Below are 23,396 nucleotides of genomic sequence, written 5' to 3' on the forward strand. Positions count from 1 at the left end.
CCGGACGGCGGCCCGCGCGCCCTGTGGTGCGTATTCCGGACGGGATGCGACCCTGACTGGTATGAACATCCCTTTCCTGGACAACTGGCGTAAGCGGAACGACGATACGCGAGGGCCGGGGCTCGCCTCGGCCGTGGCGGCCGATCCCGAAGGCGTGGCGGAACTGCTCGCCGAGTGCGAACTGCTGCGCGTCCGGGCGGAGCAGCGGGGCCTCGAACTGGACGACAGCCCGGCCTCGTTGGCGGCCCTCGACCAGTTGCCGCCGCGCTGGCGAGACGATCCCGAGGAACTGCCCTGGCTGGGCAACGACGCGGGGCTGTACCTCGGCACGGTCCTGGTGCGCAATGTCCCCGGCGCGGTGTGGAGCATCTGGCTGAGCGGGCGCCCCGTGGTGCGGCTCGCCTCGGGGCGGGAGATCGACGTGGTCGAGGCGGGGCTGGACTGGGCGATGGCCGGAAGCCCCGAGCTCTCGCAGGTGTACGCGGAGTCGGCCGAGGGATAGGGCTCTCCGTAAAATCGAAAAAGAATCCTTATGCCCTGTTTATGCGTGTCGCCGGTGAAGCCCCTTTTTCCGCTGGATAGTTTGCGCTGACCTCGACAAAGCGAAGAGTGGGTGGGGCAGCGCATGGCCGTCGATCCGTTGATCGAACTGCGGAACGTCAACAAGTACTACGGACGGTTGCACGTACTGCGGGACATCGATCTCACCGTCGACCGCGGCGAGGTGGTGGTGATCATCGGCCCCTCCGGCTCCGGCAAGTCGACGCTCTGCCGGACCATCAACCGGCTGGAGACCATCGAGTCGGGCCGCATCGTGATCGACGGCAGGCCCCTTCCCGACGAGGGGAAGGCGCTCGCCGGGCTCCGCGCCGAAGTGGGCATGGTCTTCCAGTCGTTCAACCTCTTCGCGCACCGGACCGTGCTGGCCAATGTCTCGCTCGCCCAGCTCAAGGTCCGCAAGCGGAAGAAGGCCGAGGCCGACCGGCGCTCCCGGGAACTGCTGGAGCGGGTCGGACTCGCCACGCACGCCGACAAGTTCCCCGCCCAGCTCTCCGGCGGTCAGCAGCAGCGGGTGGCCATCGCCCGCGCCCTCGCCATGGATCCCAAGGCCCTTCTCTTCGACGAACCCACCTCGGCGCTCGACCCCGAGATGATCAACGAGGTCCTCGAAGTCATGCGGCAGCTCGCCCGGGACGGCATGACCATGGTCGTCGTCACGCACGAGATGGGCTTCGCCCGCTCCGCGGCGAACCGCGTGGTCTTCATGGCCGACGGCCGGATCGTCGAGGACCGCACTCCCGAGGCGTTCTTCACCGCCCCGGAGAGCGACCGCGCCAAGGACTTCCTGTCCAAGATCCTCAAGCACTGACGGGGGCTGCCTGTTGCGTACGAGAAGAGTTCTGGCCGCCTGCGCCGGTCTCCTGCTGGCCGTGCTGGCCGCCGGATGCGGGAAGGAAGGCAGCCCGCCGGTGAAGGGACCGCGGCCCGACCAGCTGCCCGTCTACCGGGTCGACACCGCCTTCCGGCTTCCCCAGTCGCCGACCTGGACCGCGGCGAGAAAGCGCGGCTTTCTGCGGGTCGGGGCCAAGGAGGACCAGCCGTACCTCGGCGAGAGGGACCCGGCCACCGGAACCTACTCCGGATTCGACATCGAGATCGCCCGGATGACGGCCGCCTCGCTCGGCTTCGATCCGAAGACCATCCGCTTCCGGACCATCGCCTCCGCCAACCGCGAGACGGCGCTGCAGAACGGCCAGATCGACTTCTACGTCGGCACCTACACCATCAACGACCTGCGCAAGAAGCTCGTCGGCTTCGCCGGGCCCTACTACATGGCAGGCCAGTCGCTGCTCGTGCGCACCGACGAGCACGACATCCACGGTCCGCAGGACCTGGCCGGGAGGACGGTCTGCTCGGCGGCGGGATCGACCCCGTACCAGCGCATCGCCGCCGAATACCCGAAGGCGGTCCTGGTCTCCTACGACACGTACTCGATCTGCGTCGACAACCTGCTCACCTACCAGGTCGACGCCGTCACCACCGACGACGCGATCCTGCTCGGCTTCGCGGCCAAGGCGCCCGACGAGCTGAAGGTGGTCGGCAAGCCGTTCTCGAGGGAGCCGTACGGCATCGGCGTCCCGAGGAGCGACAACGCGCTGCGGTTCGCCATCGACGACGCCCTGGCCGCCAACGTGCGCAACGGCAACTGGAAGAAGGCGTTCGAGGCCACGCTCGGTCTGTCCGGAACGCCCGCGCCGACCCCGCCGCCCATCGACCGCTACCCGGCCGGCTGAGAGGACGGGACACGACATGGACGTACTCACGCACAACTTCTCGCTGTACGGCAAGGGCTTCCTCGGTACCGTCGAGCTGACCGTCTACTCCTCCGTCCTGGCCCTGCTGCTCGGCTTCGTCATGGCCTCCTGCCGGGTGGCGCCCGTCGGCTCGCTGAGGGTGCTCGGCACGGCATGGGTGACGGTGCTGCGCAACACCCCGCTGACCCTGCTCTTCTTCGCCGTCCTGCTCGGACTGCCGCGCTTCGGCCTGGTGCTCCCCTTCAAGGTCTTCGCGGTTCTCGCGCTCGGTTGCTACACCTCCGCGTTCATCTGCGAGGTGCTGCGCTCCGGCATCAACACCGTGCCCAAGGGGCAGGGGGAGGCGGCCCGCAGTCTCGGCATGACCTTCGGCCAGACGCTCAACCACATCGTGCTGCCGCAGGCGTTCCGCTCGGTGATCCCGCCGATCGGCTCGACGCTCATCGCCCTCGCCAAGAACTCGGCGATCGCCGGGGCGTTCAGCGTCACCGAGCTCCTCGGCACCTACAAGACCCTCAACGAACTCGGATACAGCATCATCTGGAGCTTCGTCTGGATCGCCGTCGGCTACCTGATCATCACCCTGTCCATCAGTGCGCTCTTCAACGTGATGGAGAAGCGCTGGGGAGTCGCCCGATGACCACCCGCACCGCGCCGGCCCCGACCGCCCTCTACGACGTCCCGGGACCCGCCGCCCGCAGGCGCCACCGCACGTACGGGATCGTCTCGACGACCCTGATCCTCGCCGCCGCCGGCTGGATCGTCTTCCTGCTCCTCGACACCGGACAGTTCAGCGGGGCCAAGTGGACACCCTTCGCGTACAAGGGAATTCAGGAACTCCTGCTGCGCGGCCTGGGCAACACCCTCAAAGCGTTCGCGTACGCCGCGGTGCTCTCCCTCGCGCTCGGGGCGGTGCTCGCCGTCGGCAGGCTCTCCGACCACCGGGCCGTGCGCTGGGTCTCGACGCTGCTCGTCGAGTTCTTCCGGGCCATGCCCGTGCTGGTGATGATCTTCTTCGTCTTCGTGGCGCTGAAGGCGCAGCCGCTGACCGCGCTGGTCACCGGGCTGACCCTGTACAACGGCTCGGTGCTCGCCGAGGTGTTCCGCACCGGGATCAACTCCGTGGACCGCGGCCAGCGCGAGGCGGCGTACGCACTCGGGATGCGCAAGACCCAGGTCACCACGTTCGTGCTGGCCCCGCAGGCGGTGCGCGCCATGCTGCCCACGATCATCAGCCAGCTGGTGGTGGCGCTGAAGGACACCTCGCTCGGCTTTCTGATCACCTATGAGGAGTTCCTCCACGCGGGCAAGCTCATCGCGTCCAATCTCGACTACGATCTTCCCTTCATCCCCGTGGTGATGGTGATCTCGCCGATCTACATCGGGCTGTGCATGCTGCTCTCCTGGTTCGCGACCTGGGTGGCCAGGCAGGAGCGGCGCAGCCCGAAGACGAAGGCGGTGGAGGTGGCCCCGGCCGAACCGGGAACGGTGCTGCCGGGAGTGCGGTAGCCGGGAACCGCCGCGCGGCGGTTCCCGAGGAGCGGTACCCGTCCGGCGGCAGTCGGTGATCACTCCTCGTGCACGGGACGGACCCGTACGCACGCGCGCATGCGCGCGTGTCGCGTCGGGTCCGCCGCGGCCGAGGAGAAGGTCAGCTGCGAGCCGGTCGGGCCGCTCCCCGCGCACGGCGGGGTCGATCTCGTGCGACGGGGAGCCGCTGCGCCGCTGCCCGGCTCACCTCAGCGAGCTCTTGGCGCGCCAGTCGGCCCAGGACACGTTCCAGTTCCCGTATCCGTTGCCCTCGGCGACCGTGCCCTTGGCGTCCGCGCCGGTGATCTCGAAGGGGTCGCCGACGCGCACCTGCCGGTACAGCTCGGCGGCGTTCGCGTCGCTCATCCCGACGCAGCCCGAACTGCGGTTGGCCGCCCCGAAGTAGGCGGCGTTCCACGGGGCGGCGTGGGCGTACATCCCCGACCAGGTCAGCCGCATCGACGAGTCGACCATCTTGTCGTAGGCGTCGCCCAGGCCGACCGTCTCCGAGCGCATGTTGATCGTGCCCTCCTTGGACATCAGCACGGCCGTTCCGCGCCACGAGGCCTTCACGCCGCCCGGGGTACCGGCCGACATGGGTACGTCCAGCACAGTCTTCCCGTCCCGCTTCAGCGCCAGCCGGTGCCGGTCGAGGTCGACCTTGACCACCTGGTGGGCGCCGATGCTGAACGTGGTGCGGTAGTCGCGCACGAACCAGCCGCCGGAAGGGCCCGAGTCGACACCGTTGAGAGCGGCGTCGAGCGTGACCTTCGTACCGGACTTCCAGTACTCCTTGGGGCGCCAGTCGACACGGTCGCGGCCGGAGTAGTCCCGCAGCCAGCCCCAGGAGCCCTCGGTGTTGTTCGAGGTGGTGACCTTCAGCGCCCTCTCGACCGCGGCCCGGTTCTTCACCGGGTTGTCGAAGACGATCGACAGCGGCTGGGCGATGCCGACCGTGGTGTTCTTGCCGGGGACCAGGGTGAGCTTGTTGACCTTGTCCGCCGCGGCGGTGGTGAACCGGGCCTCGGCGTTGCCGCCCCCGGTGTCCCGCGCCTCGACCCGGTACGCGGTGCCGGGTGCGGCCGGCCGGTCCGACGTCCAGGTCCGTCCGTTCGCCGATATCCGGCCGGTGAGTGCGTCGCCCCCGTCCGCGCGCACCGTGACCGCCTTCAGCTTCCCCGTGTCCATGGTCACCTTCACCGGCTGTCCGGGGGCGGCGCCGGAGCCTCGGAGGTTCACCGAGATCCTGGTTTCGTGCGCGGGCGCGTTCCCGGCGCCCTTTCCCGAGTCCGTCCCGGAGTCCGACGCGGATGCGCCGTTGCAGGCGGTGAGGGAAAGGCCCAGCACCGCGGCCCCGACGATCAGGGTGAGCCGGGCGGGGCGGGCGAGCGGTGACGTGCGGCGGGTGCGTCGGCGTGCGGACGGCAAGGGAGGACCTCCAGGGCAGTGCTTTTCGATGAGGGAAGAGGTGCGCATCCGACGATAGGTTCCGCAAATCGGTCGAAAACTGGGAAATCCCCTGTGTGACATCGGTCGCAGCGCAACGGTCATCGTCCGGTCACATACGCCGCTCGGCGCGGTCACGGACCGCTGTGAGCATCCTTCTCGCCCCGCGGAGCCGACAAGCGGGGCGGAACAGGGAGGGCCACGAAACATGTCAGCGCTGCTCGCCGCCGAGGACCGCGGCCGTGACCGGGAATCGCGGATACGCGTCCTGACCGCCGACGAACACCGGGCCTTCCTGGCCACCCGCACCGACGCGAGCTTCCTGCAGCACCCGTCCTGGGCCGGGGTGAAGGACCAATGGGCCGCCGAGACGATCGGCTGGCACGACGACTCCGGTGAACAGGCCGGGGCCGCACTGGTCCTGTACCGCCAACTCCCCGGAACCCGAAAGTACTTCGCCTACCTTCCCGAGGGGCCGGTGGCCGACTGGGCCGACCCCGGCATCGACCGCTGGCTGGACCCGCTCATGACGCATCTGCGAAGGGCCGGCGCCTTCGCCGTCCGGATCGGCCCCTCGCCCGCGTACCGCCGCTGGGACGCCGCCCGCCTCAAGGCGGCCACCGGACCGGGCCGCAAGATCGGTGACGTGCTCGCCACCGAGGTCGACCCGCTCGGCACCGCCGTCGCCGAACGCCTCCGGGCCCGGGGCTGGCGCCGCTGCGGAGGCGACACGGGCGAGGACGCCGACGCGCAGCCCCGCTACGTCTTCCGGGTGCCGCTCACCGGACGGACCCCCGGTGACCTGTGGTCCGGGCTCAACCAGGAATGGCGCCGCAACGTCCGCAAGGCCGAGAAGGCCGGGGTGCGCGTCGTCATCGGCACCGCGGCCGAACTCCCCGAATTCCACCGGCTGCTGCGGATCACCGAGGAACGCGACGGCTTTGGCCTCGGCCGTTCCCTCGCCTACTACCAGCGGCAGTACGCCGTGCTCAACGCCGAACACCCCGGCCGCATGAGGCTCTACCTCGCCGTCCACCAGGGCGAGATCCTGGCCGCCCACACCATGATCAGCACCGGCCGGCGGGTCTGGTACCAGACCGGCGCCTCCGCCGACCACCGCCGCGAGGTACGCCCCAGCAACGCGCTCCAGTGGAAGATGATGCTGGACGCCCACACCCTCGGCGCCGATGTGCACGACATGCGCGGGGTACCCTCCACCCTTGACCCCGACGACCGTCCCTTCGGACTGCTGCGCTGGAAGCTGGGCACCGGCGGGCAGGTCGTCGAGACCCTCGGAGAGTGGGAGGCATCGGTGGGCGGAGCCACCAACAACGCCCTGTACCGGGCGTTCCAGAGTTACATGGCCCGCCGATGACGGCCGCCACCACGCACCCCGCGAAGACCCCGGAGCGCGGCTCGGGCTCGGTACTGCGCAGCGGCGCCCTCATGGCGTCCGGCTCCCTCGTGTCCCGGGCCACCGGCTTCGTCCGCTCCGCCGTCGTCGTCGCCGCACTCGGCACCGGACTCCAGGCCGACGGATACACCGTCGCCAACACCGTGCCGAACATCCTCTACATGCTGCTCATCGGCGGCGCGCTCAACGCCGTGTTCGTCCCCGAACTGGTGCGTGCCGCCAAGAACCACGCCGACGGCGGAGCCGCGTACACCGACCGGCTGCTCACCGTCTGCACGACCGGGCTGCTCGTCCTCACCGCGCTCACCGTCGTCGGCGCACCCTGGATCGTCTCGCTCTACGCCCCCGGCTACCACGGCGAACAGGCCGAGCTGACCATCGCCCTGACCCGCTACTGCCTGCCGCAGATCCTCTTCTACGGCCTGTTCACGCTCCTGGGCCAAGTCCTCAACGCCCGCGACCGGTTCGGCGCGATGATGTGGACCCCGGTCCTCAACAACCTCGTGATCATCGCGGTGTTCGGGATCTACCTGGCCGTCGCGGCGGGCTCCGACGGCACGTTGAGTGCCGCGCAGGCCCGCTGGCTCGGCTGGGGCACGACCGCCGGGATCGTCGTGCAGACGCTCGCCCTGCTGCCCTCGCTGCGCGCCGCGGGGTTCCGCTGGCGACCGCGGTTCGACTGGCGGGGCAGCGGACTGACGCGCCCGCTGCGCGCGGCGGGCTGGCTCGTCCTGCTCGTGCTCACCAACCAGATCGCCTACTGGGTGGTCACACGGCTGTCCACCGCCACCGGCCAGCACGCCGTGGAACAGCATGTGGCGGGCGGACCCGGCTACACGGCGTACAGCTACGCCTACCAGCTGTGGGTCGTGCCGCACGGCATCGTGACCGTCTCGCTGGTCACCGCCCTCATGCCCCGGATGAGCCGGGCCGCGGCCGAGGGCGACCTGGCGGGGGTGCGCAGCGACGTCTCGTACGCCCTGCGGACCTCGGCCGCGGTCGTGGTGCCCGCGGTGACCGTGCTGTTCGCGCTGGCACCGTGGGTGATGGGCGCCGTGTACGGATACGGGCGCACCAGCGACGCGGACATCGCGGTCATGGCGGGCATGATGGCGGCGTTCGCGCCCGGTCTGATCGCCTACTCCGGTCAGTACGTGCTCTCGCGCGCGTTCTACGCGATGAGCGACACCCGCACCCCCTTCCTCCTCAATCTGGTGATCGCCGCCCTCAACGCGGGGTTGTCCGTCGCCGCGTACCTGCTGCTGCCGGTCCGCTGGGCCGTGACGGGCATGGCCGGGGCGTACACGATGGCCCTGTTCGCGGGCTTCGGCGTCACCGCGTACGTCCTGCACCGCAGGATCTCCGCGCCCGGCGCCGGGGGAGTCCCGGACACGGGAGCCGGGGAGGTCCCGGGCATCGGGGGAGTCCCGGGCAAGGGTCTCGACACGGCCTCGCTGCTGCGGTCGCCGGGACTGTGGGCGCAGATACGACTGGTGGTCGCGGGGGTGCCGGCCGGGCTGCTGGGCCACGTGACCGCCCGCGCCTGCGACGGGCTCGGCGACTTCGCCGCGGTGGGGGCGGGGACCGTCGTGCTCCTGCTCACGTTCGTGCTGCTGGCCCGGCCGCTGCGGCTGCGGGAGATCGGCACCGCCCTCGCGGCGGCCCGCGGCCGGCTCCGACGCACCTGAAGCCCGAGCGGGCCGCACGGGCCCGGGCCGACTCCGACGTGCATGACGCCCGCGCGAAACGGTCGTACGTTCGAATCCACTCCTTGATCGCTGGGATACTGCTGCCATGCCTCGCGTGCTCCTGATCGAAGACGACCCCTCCGTACGGGAAGGGGTCGAGCTGGGGCTGCGGCGGCGCGGTCATGAGCTGAGGGGCGTCGAGACCGGCGAGGAGGGGCTGGCCGCCCTGGCGGAGTTCCGGCCCGACCTGGTCCTCCTGGACCTGATGCTGCCCGGGATGAACGGGGTCCAGGTCTGCCACCGGATACGGGAGACCAGCCAGCTGCCGATCATCATGCTCACGGCGCGTGGCGACGACTTCGACGTGGTCGTCGGCCTGGAGGCCGGGGCCGACGACTACATCGTCAAGCCCGCCCGCACCGAGGTGATCGAGGCGCGGATCCGCGCCGTACTGCGCAGGCTCGCCGAACCCGCGGGCCGCGACGGCATCGAGTTCCACGGCGAGCTCGCCATCGACCGCGCCGGGCTCTCCGTCGCCAAGGCCGGGCAGCGCCTCCTGCTCGCCCCCTCCGAGCTGAAGCTGCTCCTGCACCTCTCCGCCTCGCCCGAGCAGGTCTTCAGCAGGCAACAGCTCCTCGAATACGTCTGGGAGCACAGCTACCACGGGGACGCCCGGCTGGTCGACGCCTGCGTACGGCGGCTGAGGCAGAAGATCGAGGACGTGGCGGGCAGTCCCCGCTACATCCAGACCGTCCGCGGCTTCGGCTACCGTTTCGGGCCGCTCGCATGAGGCTGCGCCCCGTTCTTCTTCGGCCCACCCGGTCCGGGCTGAGGACCCGGCTCGTCGCGGCCTTCCTCCTGGTCGCCGCGATCAGCGCCGTCACCACCGCGACCCTGACCTACCGCGAGGCCCGCTCCGCCATCCTCCAGCAGGCCCAGGACACCGCCGTGGACCAGTTCCGCGACCGGATCGGCACCCTGGCCATGACCCTGCCCGTGGAGCGCGAGCACCTGCGCCGGGCCTGTCAGTCCCTGGCCAGGGAGGGCAAGCCGCACACCTGGCGGGTCTTCGCCGAGTACGGGGACATCAAGGTCTCCTCGACGGACCGGCCCACCTCCGACGTGATCACACCCGCCCTGCGCGAGGCCGCCCGGGGCAGCACGCACGGCTCGTTCCAGCGCGTCGTCAAGGACGGGGACCCCTGGCTGACCGTGGGCATGCCCGCGCTCTTCGACCGGGGCGACGGGCGGCAGCCCACCGGCCTCGTCCTGTACGCCGTGATGCCGCTCACCACGGAGGAGGCCAATGTCGCCGCCATGGTCACCGCGGCCCGCGACGGCGCCCTGCCCGCACTGGCGATCGCGGTGATCCCCGCCCTGCTCGCCGCCCGCAGTGTGCTGCGCCCGGTGCGCGACCTGGAACGGGCCGCGGCCGGCATCGGCAGGGGGGAGCTCGACACCCGCATCGAGGTCAAGGGGTCGGACGAACTCGCCGAACTCGCCCGCACGTTCAACGAGTCGTCGACGAAACTCCAGGAGTCGGTGGCGGAACTCCAGCGGGCGGAGGCGCGGGCCAGACGCTTCGCCTCCGACGTGTCGCACGAACTGCGCACCCCGCTCGCCGGGATGCTCGCGGTCACCGAGGTGCTCGACGAGGACGCCGCGCAGCTGAACGCCGACACCGCCGCGGCCGTGCGGCTGATCAGCGTCGAGACCGGAAAGCTCGCCACCCTCGTCGAGGACCTGATGGAGATCTCCCGGTTCGACGCGAAGGCCGCCGACCTCCATCTCGACGAGGTGGACGTCGCCGAGACCATCCGCAAGACCCTGCAGAACCGCCACTGGCAGGACCGGGTCGACACCGAACTCGCCGACGGGGTAAGGGCGATGCTCGATCCGCGCCGCTTCGACATCGTCGTCGCCAACCTCGTCGGCAACGCGCTGCGGCACGGCTCGTCGCCCGTCACCGTACGGCTGCGGACGGAGCGACGGGGCGCCGACCGGTGGCTGGTGACCGAGGTCGCGGACAGCGGGCCGGGCATCGACCCCGCGGTCCTGCCGCACATCTTCGACCGGTTCTACAAGGCCGACGCGGCCCGCACCCGGTCGGCGGGCAGCGGACTCGGGCTGGCGATCACCCAGGAGAACGTACGGCTGCACGGCGGTACCGTGCGCGCGGCAGGCGGACCCGGGGGAGGGGCCGTCCTCACCGTGGAACTGCCGTTGGAGGGGACGTGAGGCGCGTACGGCTGCCTGCCCTGCTGCTGCCCCTCGTGGTGGTGGCGACGGGCGGGTGCGGCATACAGGGGACCGAGATCGTCGAGGTCGGTGATCCGGCGACCGTGGAGGTGGCCCCGGGACGCGAACAGGGCACCCTGCTCTACTTCGTGTCCCCACCGCCCGCGAAACGCCTGATGCCCGTCGTGCGGCCGGTCGACCTGACGGTCCATGACCGGCCCGACGGCACGGGGGCGGTGCGCGCGTGGCGCGGCTCCGACAAGGCGATCGCCATGCTCCTCGACGGCCCCGACGAGACCGAGACCGCCGCGGGCCTGCGCACCGAACTGCCGCACGCCGACGCCATGTCGAGCCCGAGCCTGACCCTGGGGCCGGACGGGGTGCTGGTCCGGCTGGGCACACCGGTCGGGGAGTTGTCCGGCATCGCCCGGCAGCAGCTGATCTGCACGGCCGCGCAGGCACTCACCTCGGGCCGTGCGGTGGCGGTACGGGTGTCCGGTACCGACGGGACCATCGGGCCGGACCACTGCTCCCTGTGAGGACGGCGCCCGCCTCCCCGGCCGGCGGCCCGGTGCTCGGCGACGCCCTTCTCCGCCCGGTGGCGTTCCGTACCTGTCCGTAACGCGCCCCGATCCGGGCCGGGTTCGGGATCGGTGTTGATCCTTACACCGGGCAACAGCGAATGCGGATGGGCGGCCATCCGACGGTTGGACACCGGCCCGCCGACGCAGAACTCGGTGCGTTCCCCGGCGCGGTCGTGTGCGACCGGGCCCACGGCGCTCCTGACGGCGTGGGCGGAGCGGCGCTACCCTGCGGCGGACAATCCTTCACCGGAGGTGCGCATGCGACGATCCCTCGCACGGAAAGTGTCGTTGACGGCGGTGCTCGCCGCCGTCGCCACGATCGGGGCGGCCGCCCCATCGTCCTCGTCGGCGCCGCCCCACACGCCGACCCCCAAGTCGCCGGTGGCGGTGGGCTACGGAGGGGCGGTCGCCAGCGTCGACGCGGACGCCTCGGCCGCCGGGATCGAGGTGCTCCGCAAGGGCGGCAACGCGGTGGACGCCGCGGTGGCGACGGCCGCCGCGCTGGGCGTGAGCGAACCGTACTCGTCCGGGCTCGGGGGCGGCGGTTACTTCGTCCACTACGACGCCAGGAAACACACCGTGGAGACGATCGACGGCCGGGAGACCGCCCCGCGCAGCGCCGACTCCTCGCTGTTCCTGGAGAACGGCAAACCGATCGCCTTCGACGACGCCGTCACCAGCGGGCTGAGCGTGGGCACCCCCGGCACCCCCGCCACCTGGGCCACCGCGCTCGACGCCTGGGGCAGCAAGTCGCTGCGGGAGGTGCTGAAACCGGCCGTACGGCTCGCCAGGGACGGCTTCGTCGTCGACGGCACCTTCCGCTCGCAGACCGAGGCGAACCAGGCCAGGTTCGCGGACTTCCCGGCGACCCGGAAGCTCTTCCTGCCGGGCGGCCGACTTCCGGTGGTCGGCTCCGTCTTCAAGAACCCGGACCTGGCGCGCACCTACGAGCTGGTGGGCCGCGAGGGTGTCGGCGAGCTGTACCGGGGCGAGGTGGCCGACGACATCGTACGCACCGTGCGCAGGCCGCCGGTGGATCCGGGAGCCTCCAGGGCCGTGCGTCCGGGCGACCTCACCGCCAAGGACCTGCGCTCGTACCGTGTGCTGCGGCAGGCCCCGACGAAGGTCCGCTACCGGGGCCTGGACGTGTACGGCATGGCGCCCTCCTCGTCCGGCGGCACGACCGTCGGCGAGGCGCTCAACATCCTTGAGGGCACGGACCTTTCGAGGTCGACCGAGACGCAGTACCTGCACCGCTTCATCGAGGCGAGCCGGATCGCGTTCGCCGACCGGGGCCGGTGGGTCGGCGACCCGGCGTTCGAGGACGTACCGACGAGGGAACTGCTGCGGCAGCGCTTCGCGGACTCACGGGCCTGTCTGATCAAGGACGACGCGGTGCTGACCAGCCCGCTCGCCCCGGGAGACCCGAGGCATCCGTCGTCCGGCTGCCGGACCGGGGGACCGGCGTCCCCGACGACGTACGAGGGCGAGAACACCACGCATCTGACGACGGCCGACAAGTGGGGCAACATCGTCGCCTACACCCTCACGATCGAGCAGACGGGCGGCAGCGGCATCACCGTCCCCGGGCGTGGCTTCCTGCTCAACAACGAACTGACGGACTTTTCGTTCGCACCGGCCTCCCCGGCCGTCCACGACCCCAACCTGCCCGGTCCGGGCAAGCGGCCCAGATCCTCCATCTCCCCGACGATCGTGCTCAAGGACGGTCGACCGGTGCTGGCCCTGGGCTCTCCGGGCGGTGCCACGATCATCACGACCGTGCTGCAGTCGCTCATCGGCACCGTCGATCGCGGACTGCCACTCGTCGAGGCCATCGCGGCGCCGCGCGCCAGCCAGCGCAACGCGGCGGCCACGGAACTCGAACCGGGGCTCTGGAACAGTCCGGTGCGGGCACGCCTGGAAGCCCTGGGGCACGTCTTCAAGCCCAACCCGGAGATCGGGGCGGCGACGGGCGTGCAACGCCTCCCGGACGGCCGGTGGCTGGCGGCGGCGGAGAAGGTGCGCAGGGGAGGCGGGTCGGCGATGGTCGTCCGGCCCGCCGGAAGCCCCTGAGTCTCTGACGTTCCATCAATAATGTTTAATGCGGGGCTGTTTGGTCACATCCGTTGGGTGGTGAAACGGCCCCGCAGTCTTGACGAGGGCATGGCTTCGGGTCCATCTTTGCGGCGTCGGTAAGGAAAGTTTCCTAATAGAAGGGCACCCCCCCTGTGCGTACCCGAACGCTCGCCCTCTCCGCAGCCTCCGTCGTAGCCCTGTTCGCGACCGCCGCGCTGTCGTCGGCCGCCGAGGCCCGCCCCGCGCCGGACGCCGCGTCCGCCCCCACCGCCCCCCGCGCGGGCTCCGCCGTCGCGGCGACCGGCGCGGGGGTTAAGGAGGGCTCCGTCAGCGCGGCCGACCTGCTGGCCAAGGTGACCTCGTGCTCGCAGATATCCAACGGCAAGTACCGTACGGACGAAGAGAGTTCGGCGACCGTGCCGGTCTGCGGCAAGAACGGTGCCGTGTTCTGGAAGGCCGACATGGACATCGACTGCGACGGCCAGATCACCGCCGCGTGCAACGAAGACACCGACCCGTGGTTCCAGCCCGACACGGCGTTCCACACCTCCGACGACAAGCCGTTGAACGCCGAGAAGCTGCCGTACGTGGTCGTACCGAGCAGCAGCAGCATCTGGAACTACAGCAACGCGGGGATCAAGGGCGGCGGCATCGTCGCCGTTATCTACAACAACAAGGTCGAATACGCCGTCGTCGGCGACACCGGCCCCAGCAAGATCATCGGCGAGGCCTCGTACGCCACCGCCAAGGCGCTCGGCATCGATCCCGATCCGGAGACCGGCGGCGCCGAGTCGGGCGTCACCTACATCCTGTTCAAGAACTCCAAGGCGTCCCCGATCGAGAGCCACAGCGCCGCCGTCACGGCCGGCGAGGCGCTCGCCAAGCAGTTCATCCAGAACAACTAATGCTGTGACCGGGAAGGTTCACCGGCTCGCGACGCCCGGCACGGCACCTCGCGGTGTTGTCGCATCACCCGCGTACGTCCAGTACGCGGACGATGCTCCGCCTTGCGATGCACCGCACCGGACGCCGCGAGCCACCCGGCAAACCTTCCCGGTCACAGCACTAGCGTTTCTCCCGGCGCTGGCATGCGCCGGGGCCGGGGGCGGGAACGGGCGCGGGGTCACAACGCGGTCAGGATGCGCGGGCCGTCGTCGGTGATGGCCACGGTGTGCTCGGCGTGCGCCGCGCGGGAGCCGTCCGTGGTGCGCAGCGTCCAGCCGTCCCGGTCCTCGCGGAAGGTGTCCACGCCGCCGCCGATCAGCATCGGCTCGATGGCCAGCACCATTCCGTGCCGCAACGGCATGCCGCGGCCCGGCCGCCCCTCGTTGGGGACGGCCGGGTCCTCGTGCATGGACCGCCCCACGCCATGCCCGCCGAACCCCTCCGGAATGCCGTAACCGGCCTTGCGGCACACCGTGCCGATCGCATGCGCGATGTCCCCGATCCGGTTGCCGACGACCGCCGCCGCGATCCCCGCGTCCAGCGCCGCGAACGCGGTGTCGATCAGCCGGGTGTCCTCGGACCGGGCGCGCCCGACGGTGAAGCTGATCGCGGAGTCGCTCGCCCAGCCGTCGAGCGTCGCGCCCGCGTCGATGCTCACCAGATCGCCGTCGCGCAGCCGCTGGTCGGTCGGGATGCCGTGCACGATCGCGTCGTTGACCGACGCGCAGATCACGGCGGGGAACGGGGTGGGAGCGAAATGCGGCCGGTAGTTCAGGAAGGGCGACCCGGCGCCCGCCTCGCGGAGCACCCCCCGGGCCACCTCGTCCAGTTCCCGCAACGAGACGCCGACCGCCGCCGCCTCCCGTACGTCCGTCAATAGCCGGGCCGCGACCCGGCCGCTCTCGCGCATGGCCTGGATGGATGTGTCTGTCTTCAGCTTCACCATGCCAATTACTATACCGGTCCGAGTGGTATTAGAATGACGGCATGGTACGAACGCCCCTGACCCCGGAGGAACGCCGCCGCGGCGAACGCCTCGGAGCACTGCTCCGCGAGGCGCGCGGTGGACGCAGCATGGTCGAGATCGCGGCGGGCGCCGGCATCTCCGCCGAGACGCTGCGCAAGATCGAGACGGGCCGCGCCCCGACCCCCGCCTTCTTCACCGTCGCGGCCCTGGCCGGCGCCCTCGGACTCTCCCTGGACGACCTCCTCGCCCGCTGCGCCCCGGAACCGGACGCGGTGCCGCTGGCCGGGTAGGCGTTCGCTCCTGGTTCCTCCGGCCCGGCGGCCCTCCGAGGTCTGAGGCTCTTCCGTCCGGTGGGCGCCACATGCCCCTGGGCAGGGGCATGTCGAGAGGAGTCAGTCGGCACCCGGGAGCGGCACCGACCAAGGGCTGTCCGGTGATCCATGACGGGACCGGCGCGGCGTCGGATGTGGTGCATCGCACGACGGGGGCCGCCCTCAGGCCGGCTGCGGCGCCGCGTCCTCGGCCGGTGGCGGGTAGAACCGGCGGGCCCAGCGGCGGAACGGGCCGATGGGGCCGTCGCCGGGGGCGAGGCGGGGTGGTTGCCGGTACTCCTTGTGGTGCCAGATCGGGAAGTCGGCGGCGGTGAACTCGCAACTGGACCGGAAGATGGCGCGGTCCAGCAGCCGGGCGGCGGCACGGCTCACCGCGCGGGCCAGCGGCGCCGGGAGCCGGGCCGGTTCCGAGAAGGCGACGCGGTTCTGCTGCCGGAACTGCATGCGGTTGGGGGCGATGGCCGTCGGCATCACCATCGTGCACATCCGCAACCCGATGCGGGGCGTGTGCACATCGGCGTGCAGACAGCCGAGGCCGTAGCCGTCCACCTCGACCTCGACCTCGAAGTCCCCGAGCACCGGGGCGGATTCGTGGGCCCGCATCGACACGTGGAACCGGGCGTCGTCGTACACGACCGGACCGCCCATCTCGGCCTTCTTCCAGCCGTGCAGGGTGGCGAAGTGCCCGAGGTCCACCGAGTTCTCGATGACCTCCTGGGCGTGCCCGGCCAGCTCCCAGGCGGCGGTACGGGCGGGACGGTGTCCGATCCGGTGCCATTGGGGGACGAACCAGTCCGGGGCGCGGCCGTCGTGGTGCCGCCACACGAAGACGGCACCGTTGACCTCGTGGACCGGCAACTGCGCCAGGGGTGATCTCGGCGGGCTGGTGTCGTACCCCGTCCGAACGCACTTGCCGTCCGGACCGAACGCGAAGAAGTGGAACGGGCACACCAGATCGTCGCCGTCGACCGTTGCCAGGCCGAGATGGGCGCCGAGGTGCGGACAGTACGGCTGGACGGCGCGCAGCGCTCCCGTACCGAGCCGGTAGAGGACCACGTCCTGTCCCGCGAGCGGCCGGGTGAGTACGGTACCCGGCCGTAACTCGCCGGAGAAGGCGAGTGCGGACCAGCCGCTCGGGTAGGGCAGGGCGGGTGTGCCCGCGGCATCGGAAGGTGTCGGTCCCTCGCTGAAGCCGCGCCCGAACTCGCGTGACAGTCCCACGACGTCCCCCTTTCAAGGCTGATCGTTCGGAGCCTGCCCAGACCGTTCCGAGATCCTCGCCGCGCCGACCACATCACCCGAACGGGAACGGCGGAAAGGGGAGGGGAGCACGGCGTGGTGGACGACAACCGACGGGGGACGGGGGACGGGGGACGGGACGCCCGTGGTGTCGCCCGGTGAGCGCGAGCGGGTCCGGCCCTCGACGCCCGACGGGGGATCAGCCCGGGGCCATGCGGCTGAGGTGCTCCCAGGTCCGGTCCTGCTCGGCTCGGGCCTGCTTCATCTCCTGGACGAGATCGAACGACCGGCTGCCGAGGATCAACCGCCGTGGTGGCTCCGGCAGTCCGGCCAGCTCCATGAGCGCGGGCGCCGCCGTGCGGGGATCCGGACCGGCGTCGTCTCCCCATGTCTCCGCCATCCTGGCGCGCAGCGTGTCGTAGGCCGGACCGGGTGCGGTCGTCGTGGTGCCCGTGGTGAACAGCCCGGTGTCGTACCCACCCATCTGCACGGAGGTGACCTTGATGCCGAACTGTTCCACCTCCATCGCCAGCGCCTCGCTGAGCGAGTCGAGCGCGGCCTTGCCCGCCCCGTAGAAGCCGACGGTGGCCATGCCACCACCGGCGCCCATGGACGTGATCTGGAGGAGGCGTCCCGAGCCCTGTGCGCGCAGATGGGGGACGACGGCCTGGGCCACCCACACCGCGCCGAAGAAGTTCACATCGAGATGGGCGCGGATCTGTTCCTCCGTGGCCTCCTCCACCATGCCGTAGAGCAGGCCGCCCGCGTTGTTCACCACGACGTCGAGTCGGCCGAAGGACGCCACCGCCCGGTCCACCGCCGCGAACACGGCCCCTCGGTCCGAGACGTCCAGCGAGAGTCGCACGAGCTCGTCCGGGTACTTCCCGGCCAGGTCCGCGAGCGGGTCGATGTCGCGGGCCGCCGCCACCACCCGCTCCCCGGCGGACAGCGCGGCCTCGGTGAACGCGCGCCCCAGACCGCGGGATGCGCCGGTGATGAACCAGGTTCTCGTGCCCGGCACGGGATCCTCCTCGCTCGCGATGCCCGCCGTCCGGCCGCGGACCGCCATGTCCGCCGGATCCACCTGGGCTGCCGGGTCTGCCGCGTCCGCCGGACCTCCGGGGGCCGGCCGATCTGTCGGATCTCTCGGATCCTTCGGGTCCACGAAAACCCTCCTCACGTTCATGGGGAACGCCGCGCTCTGCGGATGCTGCCGGTCCGGCAGTCCCGGATGTCCAGGCAGCCTCGGGTGTCCCGGGCGTTCCCCGTAAGTCTCTAGAGAGACGAAACGATCCGTCTCGTTGGGCACGTGGGAGACGTTAACCGAGCCGCGCCTTCCGGGCCAGTGGATTACGTCTCGCCGCTGCGGAGGAGGCCCGAGGAAACGGAACGGTGGCCACTCGCACCGGGATCGTGCGAGGTGACCACCGTTCCGTTCCGTTCCGGGCCGGGGTGCGGCCCGCGCGTGCCTACCGGGCCCGCTGCTCGTACCCCACGAGGCGTACGCAGACGGCGAGTCCGGCGATCGCCTGCTCCAGTTCCGCGAGGCCCGGGTAGCTGGGCGCGATGCGGATCACCGCGTCACGCGGGTCGTCGCCGTACGGGTGCGTCGCGCCGGCCGGGGTCAGCACGATGCCCGCCTCGGCGGCCCGGCGCACGACCTCCTTCGCGCAGCCGCCCGGCACCTCCAGGGTCACGAAGTAGCCGCCCTTGGGGGACGTCCAGGTCGCGAGGCCGGTACCGCCCAGCTCGGCGTCCAGGATCCGCGCCACCGCCTCGAACTTCGGCTGCAGCAGGGCCCGCTGGCGCTCCATGTGGGCGCGCACACCGTCGGCGTCCCGCAGGAACAGGACGTGCCGCAGCTGGTTGATCTTGTCGGGGCCGATCGACCGCTTGGCGTTGTTGCCGAGCAGCCACTGCACGTTCGCGGGAGACGAACCGAAGAAGGCGACTCCGGCACCCGCCGCGGTGATCTTCGACGTGGAGCCGAAGACGAACGCGCGGTCCGGGTTGCCGGCCTCGGCACAGGCTGCGAGCAGATCGGCGATCTCGACCGGCTTGTCGGTGAGGTGGTGGGCGGCGTAGGCGTTGTCCCAGAAGATCCGGAAGTCGGGTGCCGCGGTGCTCATGGCGGCCAGCCGGGCCACGGTCGCGTCGCTGTAGCAGACACCGTCCGGGTTGCTGTACTTCGGTACGCACCAGATGCCCTTGACGGTCGGATCGTCGGCGACGAGCCGCTCCACGGTCTCCATGTCCGGGCCCTCGGCGGTCATCGGAACCGGGATCATGTCGATGCCGAACCGCTCGCAGAGTGCGAAGTGCCGGTCGTAACCGGGCACCGGACACAGGAAAGCGATCCGTTCCTGGTCCACCCAGCGCGATTCGGCGCCGGGTATCACGCTCAGCAGGGCGTGCACCAGGCAGTCGTGCATCAGCTCCAGGCTGGAGTTGCCGGCCGCGAGCAGCTGGGCTACCGGCACTTGGAGCACCTCGGCGAAGATCTCGCGGAGTTCGGGCAGGCCCTGCAGACCGCCGTAGTTGCGCACGTCCGTGCCGTCGGCGGACGTGCGCTGCCCGCCCGGCAGGCTGAGCAGGAGGTCGGAGAGGTCGAGCTGCTCCGGCGCGGGCTTGCCGCGGGTGAGATCGAGCGCGAGTCCGAGTCCCGCCAGGGCCTGATAGTCCTGGCGGGCCTGATCGAGAAGTCCGGGCAGGGCGTCGGGGCTCGGCTCGGTGGTCATGGTGTTTCCTCTCGCAGATGCCGCGTGGAAGGGATCCCCGCCGAGAATACAAACTGCTCATCGGTCACCCACCGGCGCGCTCCGGTTAAGGGAGCGATACGGCCGACGCGCTCCGGTCGGGGAGGAGGGCCTCTGGTGGCGCCGCCGGGACTCGGCCGGCGGCGATGAGACGAACGGCGCTCCGCCCACCCCGCCCCGGCTGCCTCGGCCCGGGGCGACCCGGCTTCCCCGGCCCCCTCGGCGCATCCCGGGCGTTCCCGGCCGGACGAGCGACCGCACGGGGGCACACGGGCCGTGCGGGTAGGTGGCGGGTACGAAACTGGACCGCACGGGTGCGAATCATGATCGACTCCGCTGGTTCACGGCGATGGTCTTGCCCCGCTGTGTGGCGGGGCTTACGTTCTCCTCTACGTCCGTGTCTACGGGCGTAGAAAACGCGTTGAGGCTCTCTGACGCCGCGTCGAAGGAGCAGCTCATGTCCCACGTCGTACGCGCCGCACTCGTCCAGGCGACCTGGACCGGCGACACCGAATCCATGATCGCCAAGCATGAGGAGCACGCGCGCGAGGCCGCCCGCCGGGGCGCGCGGATCATCGGTTTCCAGGAGGTGTTCAACGCCCCCTACTTCTGCCAGGTGCAGGAGCCCGAGCACTACCGCTGGGCCGAACCGGTTCCCGACGGTCCGACCGTCCGGCGGATGCGCGAACTCGCCCGGGAGACCGGCATGGTGATCGTCGTGCCGGTCTTCGAGGTCGAGCAGTCCGGCTTCTACTACAACACCGCCGCGGTCATCGACGCCGACGGTTCCTATCTCGGCAAGTACCGCAAGCACCACATCCCGCAGGTCAAGGGATTCTGGGAGAAGTACTACTTCAAGCCGGGGAACGTCGGCTGGCCGGTCTTCGACACGGCTGTCGGCAAGGTCGGCGTCTACATCTGCTACGACCGGCACTTCCCCGAGGGATGGCGGCAACTCGGGCTCAACGGAGCCCAGTTGGTCTACAACCCCTCCGCCACCTCGCGCGGCCTCTCCGCCTATCTCTGGCAGTTGGAGCAGCCCGCCGCCGCGGTCGCCAACGAGTACTTCATCGCCGCGATCAACCGCGTCGGACAGGAGGAGTACGGCGACAACGACTTCTACGGCAGCAGCTACTTCGTCGATCCGCGCGGACAGTTCGTCGGTGACGTGGCCTCCGACAAGGAGGAGGAACTCGTCGTGCGCGACCTCGACTTCGGTCTGCTCGACGAGGTCCGGCAGCAGTGGGCGTTCTACCGGGACCGCCGTCCCGACGCCTACGAGGGACTGGTCGAGCCGTGAGCAGCCTGCACGAACGCCATCTCGCCGTCAGCCCCGGCTGGCTGACGCTCTATTACAAGAATCCGCTGGAGATCACCCACGGCGAGGGCCGGCACGTCTGGGACGCCGACGGCAGGCGCTATCTCGACTTCTTCGGCGGCATCCTCACCACCATGACCGCCCACGCCCTGCCCGAGGTGACCAAGGCGGTCGGCGAGCAGGCCGGGCGGATCATCCACTCCTCCACGCTCTACCTCAACCGTCCGATGGTCGAGCTGGCCGAGCGGGTCGCCACGCTCTCCGGCATCCCGGACGCCCGGGTCTTCTTCACCACTTCCGGGACCGAGGCGAACGACACGGCCCTGCTGCTCGCCACCGCGTACCGCCGGTCGAACCAGGTCCTCGCGATGCGCAACAGCTACCACGGCAGATCGTTCTCCGCGGTCGCCATCACCGGCAACAGTGCCTGGTCGCCCACGAATCTGTCCCCGCTGCAGACGCTGTACGTGCACGGCGGAGTGCGCGGCCGGGGGCCGTACGCGCACCTGGACGACGCCGAGTTCATCGCGGCCTGCGTCGCAGATCTGGAGGACCTGCTCGGCCATACCCGCCCGCCCGCCGCGCTGATCGCCGAACCGATCCAGGGCGTCGGCGGGTTCACCTCGCCGCCGGACGGCCTGTACGCGGCGTTCCGCCGGGTCCTCGACCGGCACGGAATCCTGTGGATCTCCGACGAGGTGCAGACCGGCTGGGGCCGCACCGGTGAGCACTTCTGGGGCTGGCAGGCGCACGGCCGGAACGGGCCGCCGGACATCCTCACGTTCGCCAAGGGCATCGGCAACGGCATGTCGATCGGCGGGGTGGTGGCCCGCGCCGAGGTCATGAACTGCCTCGACGCGAACTCGATCTCGACGTTCGGCGGGTCCCCGGTCACGATGGCGGCCGGACTCGCCAACCTCTCGTATCTCCTGGAACACGATCTGCAGGGCAACGCCCGGCGCGTCGGCGGACTGTTGATCGAACGGCTCCGCGCGGTCGGCGCCGCTTCCGATTGCGTACGGGAGGTGCGCGGCCGGGGGCTGATGATCGGGATCGAGCTGGTGAAGCCGGGCACGGACGAGGCGAACCCGCAGGCGGCCTCCGACGTGCTCGAAGCGGCCCGGGAGGGCGGCCTGCTCATCGGCAAGGGCGGCGGCCACGACACGAGTGTGCTGCGGATCGCGCCGCCGCTCTCGCTGACCATCCCGGAGGCGGAGGAGGGCGCCGAGATCCTGGGCCGGGCCCTTCGCGCGGTGGGATGAGCGGCGCGGTGCCGGGGGAGTGGTCCGGCCGGGGGCCCGCGCGTCACGCGTGCGCGCCCCGGCCGGACCCCGGCCGGTCCTCGGGGGTGGTCCCGGGCCTCGGGCTCCGAGGTTCGGGTGCCCCCGGGGCCCGGCCGGAGGGTCAGCCCCGGTGACCGGTGGGCCGGTCGAGGTCCAGGGTGCGGACAGGGTCGAGCTCGCCGTGGTACGCGAGGTCCCGGTAGCGCACGTCCGTCACGGTGAGTGCGGCCTCGGCGACGCCCCGGGGGACGGTGACCTTGAACGTCACCGAGCCGTCCTTCTTCGTCGTGCCGGTCAGTTCGCGCACCGTGCCGTCGGCGGTCAGCTCGGCCGTCACCCTCGCGCCCTTCACCGGCTCGCCCTGCGCGGTCCGCACCACGGCGTGCGCGGTGACCTTCCAGGGGGAGTCGGAGCCGGGCCACCCCTTGGCGTCGGCCGGGAGCCTGGTCTCGTCGACGGGGCCCCGCAGCGAGCCGCGCAGCGCGTCGTGGTCGGCGGTGACGACGACGAGCCAGTCCTCGTCGGCGTACGTCGGACGGGAGGCGACGGCGTCGAGCAGTCGGCCCACCTGGGCGTCGGCGGTGTGCAGGGCCTTGATGTACGCGGGGCTCGCGGACCCGGTGCTGTGACCGGCGCCGTCGACCTCGTCGAGGTGGACGAAGGTGGAGTCGGGGTTGCCGTTGGCGAGGTAGTCCGCCGCCTTGGCGGTCGTGCCCTCGTCGTTGCCGCCCGCGATCCGCAGATCGGTCTTCGCGCCGAAGATCTTCTGAGGTACGGGGCTCCAGGTGCCGACGACCAGCGTGGAGACGGCCGGGTCGGCGGTCTCCAGCCGGGTCGCGTACTCGGGGTACCGACCGTAGTTCGGGTTCGTGAAGTCGTTGTCCTTCACGTTGTGCTTGTCGGGCCAGACACCGGTGGCGATGGACGACCAGCCGGCGCCGGAGACGGTCGGGGCCATGGGGGAGGCGTAGAGATTGCTGCGCGCGGTCAGCCCCTTGGCCATGAGCTGCCTGAGGTTCGGGACGTCGGCGCGCGAGAAGGCGTCGAAGGTGGCGCCGTCGATACCGATGACGAGCGTCTTCGCCTGCTTGGTACCGGACGGCAGCCCTGCGTACGCGACGGCGGTCGGTGCGCCGGAACCCCGGGCGCCGCCGCCCGTCGCGCGCTGTAGGCCGGTGGAGTGCCGGGCGGCGGAAACGGAAACGTCTTCAGCCGTTGATCGCAGCGGTATTGCCACAGTGGGTGACCCGCTTCTACGTTCTTCA

At 70.9% G+C, this 23,396-nt stretch carries 21 protein-coding genes and 1 pseudogene; 15 read left to right on the top strand and 7 right to left on the bottom strand.

Translation table 11 applies throughout. From position 1 onward, the window contains the following. Positions 1–61: 61 nt before the first annotated feature. From AMK22_RS06955 to AMK22_RS06975, 5 genes are all read left to right on the top strand, one after another. Positions 62–502, top strand: coding sequence for a DUF6278 family protein (locus AMK22_RS06955; protein WP_073782364.1), 441 nt, complete (start codon positions 62–64; stop codon positions 500–502). A gap of 123 nt (positions 503–625) precedes the next feature. Continuing rightward, on the top strand, positions 626–1,369 hold the full coding sequence (locus AMK22_RS06960) for an amino acid ABC transporter ATP-binding protein (protein WP_073782366.1): 744 nt from the start codon (positions 626–628) through the stop codon (positions 1,367–1,369). Positions 1,370–1,382: 13 nt separating this feature from the next. Then, entirely contained in the window at positions 1,383–2,294 is a 912-nt protein-coding gene (locus AMK22_RS06965) for a glutamate ABC transporter substrate-binding protein (protein ID WP_073782368.1), read from the top strand. A gap of 16 nt (positions 2,295–2,310) precedes the next feature. Then, positions 2,311–2,955, top strand: a complete 645-nt coding sequence (locus AMK22_RS06970; RefSeq protein ID WP_073782370.1) for an amino acid ABC transporter permease — start codon at positions 2,311–2,313, stop codon at positions 2,953–2,955. Beyond that, positions 2,952–3,824, top strand: a complete 873-nt coding sequence (locus AMK22_RS06975; protein ID WP_073782372.1) for an amino acid ABC transporter permease — start codon at positions 2,952–2,954, stop codon at positions 3,822–3,824. The genes AMK22_RS06970 and AMK22_RS06975 overlap by 4 nt, the downstream gene beginning before the upstream one ends. Positions 3,825–4,049: 225 nt before the next feature. Here the strand turns inward: AMK22_RS06975 and AMK22_RS06980 are convergent, their stop codons facing one another. After that, positions 4,050–5,273: a L,D-transpeptidase gene (locus AMK22_RS06980; RefSeq protein WP_073782374.1), complete on the bottom strand. Its 1,224-nt coding sequence runs from the start codon at positions 5,271–5,273 to the stop codon at positions 4,050–4,052. A 226-nt stretch (positions 5,274–5,499) separates the two neighbouring features. Between AMK22_RS06980 and AMK22_RS06985 the strand changes: the two genes are divergently transcribed. The 5 genes from AMK22_RS06985 to AMK22_RS07005 all read left to right on the top strand — a co-directional run bounded on the left by AMK22_RS06985 (position 5,500) and on the right by AMK22_RS07005 (position 11,170). Next, a complete protein-coding gene (locus AMK22_RS06985) occupies positions 5,500–6,666 on the top strand; it encodes a lipid II:glycine glycyltransferase FemX (protein ID WP_073782376.1) in 1,167 nt (388 codons plus the stop codon). After that, the gene (gene murJ / locus AMK22_RS06990; protein ID WP_073782378.1) at positions 6,663–8,393 is read left to right on the top strand and encodes a murein biosynthesis integral membrane protein MurJ; all 1,731 of its coding nucleotides are present in this window, start codon (positions 6,663–6,665) and stop codon (positions 8,391–8,393) included. The genes AMK22_RS06985 and murJ overlap by 4 nt, the downstream gene beginning before the upstream one ends. Positions 8,394–8,499: 106 nt before the next feature. After that, positions 8,500–9,183 carry a response regulator transcription factor gene (locus AMK22_RS06995; protein ID WP_073782380.1) on the top strand — a complete coding sequence of 228 codons (684 nt, stop codon included), beginning with the start codon at positions 8,500–8,502 and terminating at the stop codon, positions 9,181–9,183. After that, the gene (locus tag AMK22_RS07000) at positions 9,180–10,631 is read left to right on the top strand and encodes a sensor histidine kinase (protein ID WP_073782382.1); all 1,452 of its coding nucleotides are present in this window, start codon (positions 9,180–9,182) and stop codon (positions 10,629–10,631) included. Before AMK22_RS06995 ends, AMK22_RS07000 begins: the two co-directional genes overlap by 4 nt. Beyond that, positions 10,628–11,170, top strand: coding sequence for a hypothetical protein (locus AMK22_RS07005; protein ID WP_199883145.1), 543 nt, complete (start codon positions 10,628–10,630; stop codon positions 11,168–11,170). The genes AMK22_RS07000 and AMK22_RS07005 overlap by 4 nt, the downstream gene beginning before the upstream one ends. A 5-nt stretch (positions 11,171–11,175) precedes the next feature. Here the strand turns inward: AMK22_RS07005 and AMK22_RS42240 are convergent. After that, a pseudogene (locus AMK22_RS42240) lies at positions 11,176–11,397 on the bottom strand (hypothetical protein); the annotation flags it as partial. Positions 11,398–11,473: 76 nt separating this feature from the next. Between AMK22_RS42240 and ggt the strand changes: the two are divergent. Continuing rightward, complete coding sequence (ggt, locus tag AMK22_RS07010; RefSeq protein ID WP_073782384.1) at positions 11,474–13,288, top strand: gamma-glutamyltransferase; 1,815 nt, start codon at positions 11,474–11,476, stop codon at positions 13,286–13,288. A 155-nt stretch (positions 13,289–13,443) separates the two neighbouring features. After that, positions 13,444–14,196: a glycoside hydrolase family 75 protein gene (locus tag AMK22_RS07015; RefSeq protein ID WP_073782386.1), complete on the top strand. Its 753-nt coding sequence runs from the start codon at positions 13,444–13,446 to the stop codon at positions 14,194–14,196. Positions 14,197–14,414: 218 nt separating this feature from the next. On the opposite strand, the gene map is transcribed toward AMK22_RS07015, so the two are convergent. Then, on the bottom strand, positions 14,415–15,182 hold the full coding sequence (gene map, locus AMK22_RS07020) for a type I methionyl aminopeptidase (RefSeq protein WP_073782388.1): 768 nt from the start codon (positions 15,180–15,182) through the stop codon (positions 14,415–14,417). A 41-nt stretch (positions 15,183–15,223) separates the two neighbouring features. Here map and AMK22_RS07025 point away from each other — a divergent pair, with 41 nt between their 5' ends. Further along, entirely contained in the window at positions 15,224–15,493 is a 270-nt protein-coding gene (locus tag AMK22_RS07025; RefSeq protein WP_073782390.1) for a helix-turn-helix domain-containing protein, read from the top strand. Between the two features lie 204 nt (positions 15,494–15,697). On the opposite strand, the gene AMK22_RS07030 is transcribed toward AMK22_RS07025, so the two are convergent. The 3 genes from AMK22_RS07030 to AMK22_RS07040 all read right to left on the bottom strand — a co-directional run bounded on the left by AMK22_RS07030 (position 15,698) and on the right by AMK22_RS07040 (position 19,512). Next, complete coding sequence (locus AMK22_RS07030; RefSeq protein WP_073782393.1) at positions 15,698–16,756, bottom strand: Rieske 2Fe-2S domain-containing protein; 1,059 nt, start codon at positions 16,754–16,756, stop codon at positions 15,698–15,700. A gap of 217 nt (positions 16,757–16,973) precedes the next feature. Then, a complete protein-coding gene (locus tag AMK22_RS07035) occupies positions 16,974–17,795 on the bottom strand; it encodes an SDR family NAD(P)-dependent oxidoreductase (RefSeq protein WP_242433861.1) in 822 nt (273 codons plus the stop codon). Between the two features lie 448 nt (positions 17,796–18,243). Beyond that, positions 18,244–19,512 (bottom strand): aminotransferase class I/II-fold pyridoxal phosphate-dependent enzyme, encoded by a 1,269-nt coding sequence (locus tag AMK22_RS07040; protein WP_073782395.1) that lies wholly within the window; start codon positions 19,510–19,512, stop codon positions 18,244–18,246. Between the two features lie 475 nt (positions 19,513–19,987). Here AMK22_RS07040 and AMK22_RS07045 point away from each other — a divergent pair, with 475 nt between their 5' ends. Both AMK22_RS07045 and AMK22_RS07050 read left to right on the top strand, forming a co-directional pair. Then, complete coding sequence (locus AMK22_RS07045; protein ID WP_073782397.1) at positions 19,988–20,830, top strand: nitrilase-related carbon-nitrogen hydrolase; 843 nt, start codon at positions 19,988–19,990, stop codon at positions 20,828–20,830. Next, positions 20,827–22,110, top strand: coding sequence for an aspartate aminotransferase family protein (locus AMK22_RS07050; protein ID WP_073782399.1), 1,284 nt, complete (start codon positions 20,827–20,829; stop codon positions 22,108–22,110). Before AMK22_RS07045 ends, AMK22_RS07050 begins: the two co-directional genes overlap by 4 nt. Positions 22,111–22,252: 142 nt before the next feature. Here the strand turns inward: AMK22_RS07050 and AMK22_RS07055 are convergent, their stop codons facing one another. Next, entirely contained in the window at positions 22,253–23,368 is a 1,116-nt protein-coding gene (locus tag AMK22_RS07055) for an alkaline phosphatase family protein (protein ID WP_073782402.1), read from the bottom strand. Between the last annotated feature and the right edge of the window lie 28 nt (positions 23,369–23,396).

The sequence above is a fragment of the Streptomyces sp. CB01580 genome, from assembly GCF_001905795.1.
Classification (GTDB): Bacteria; Actinomycetota; Actinomycetes; order Streptomycetales; family Streptomycetaceae; genus Streptomyces.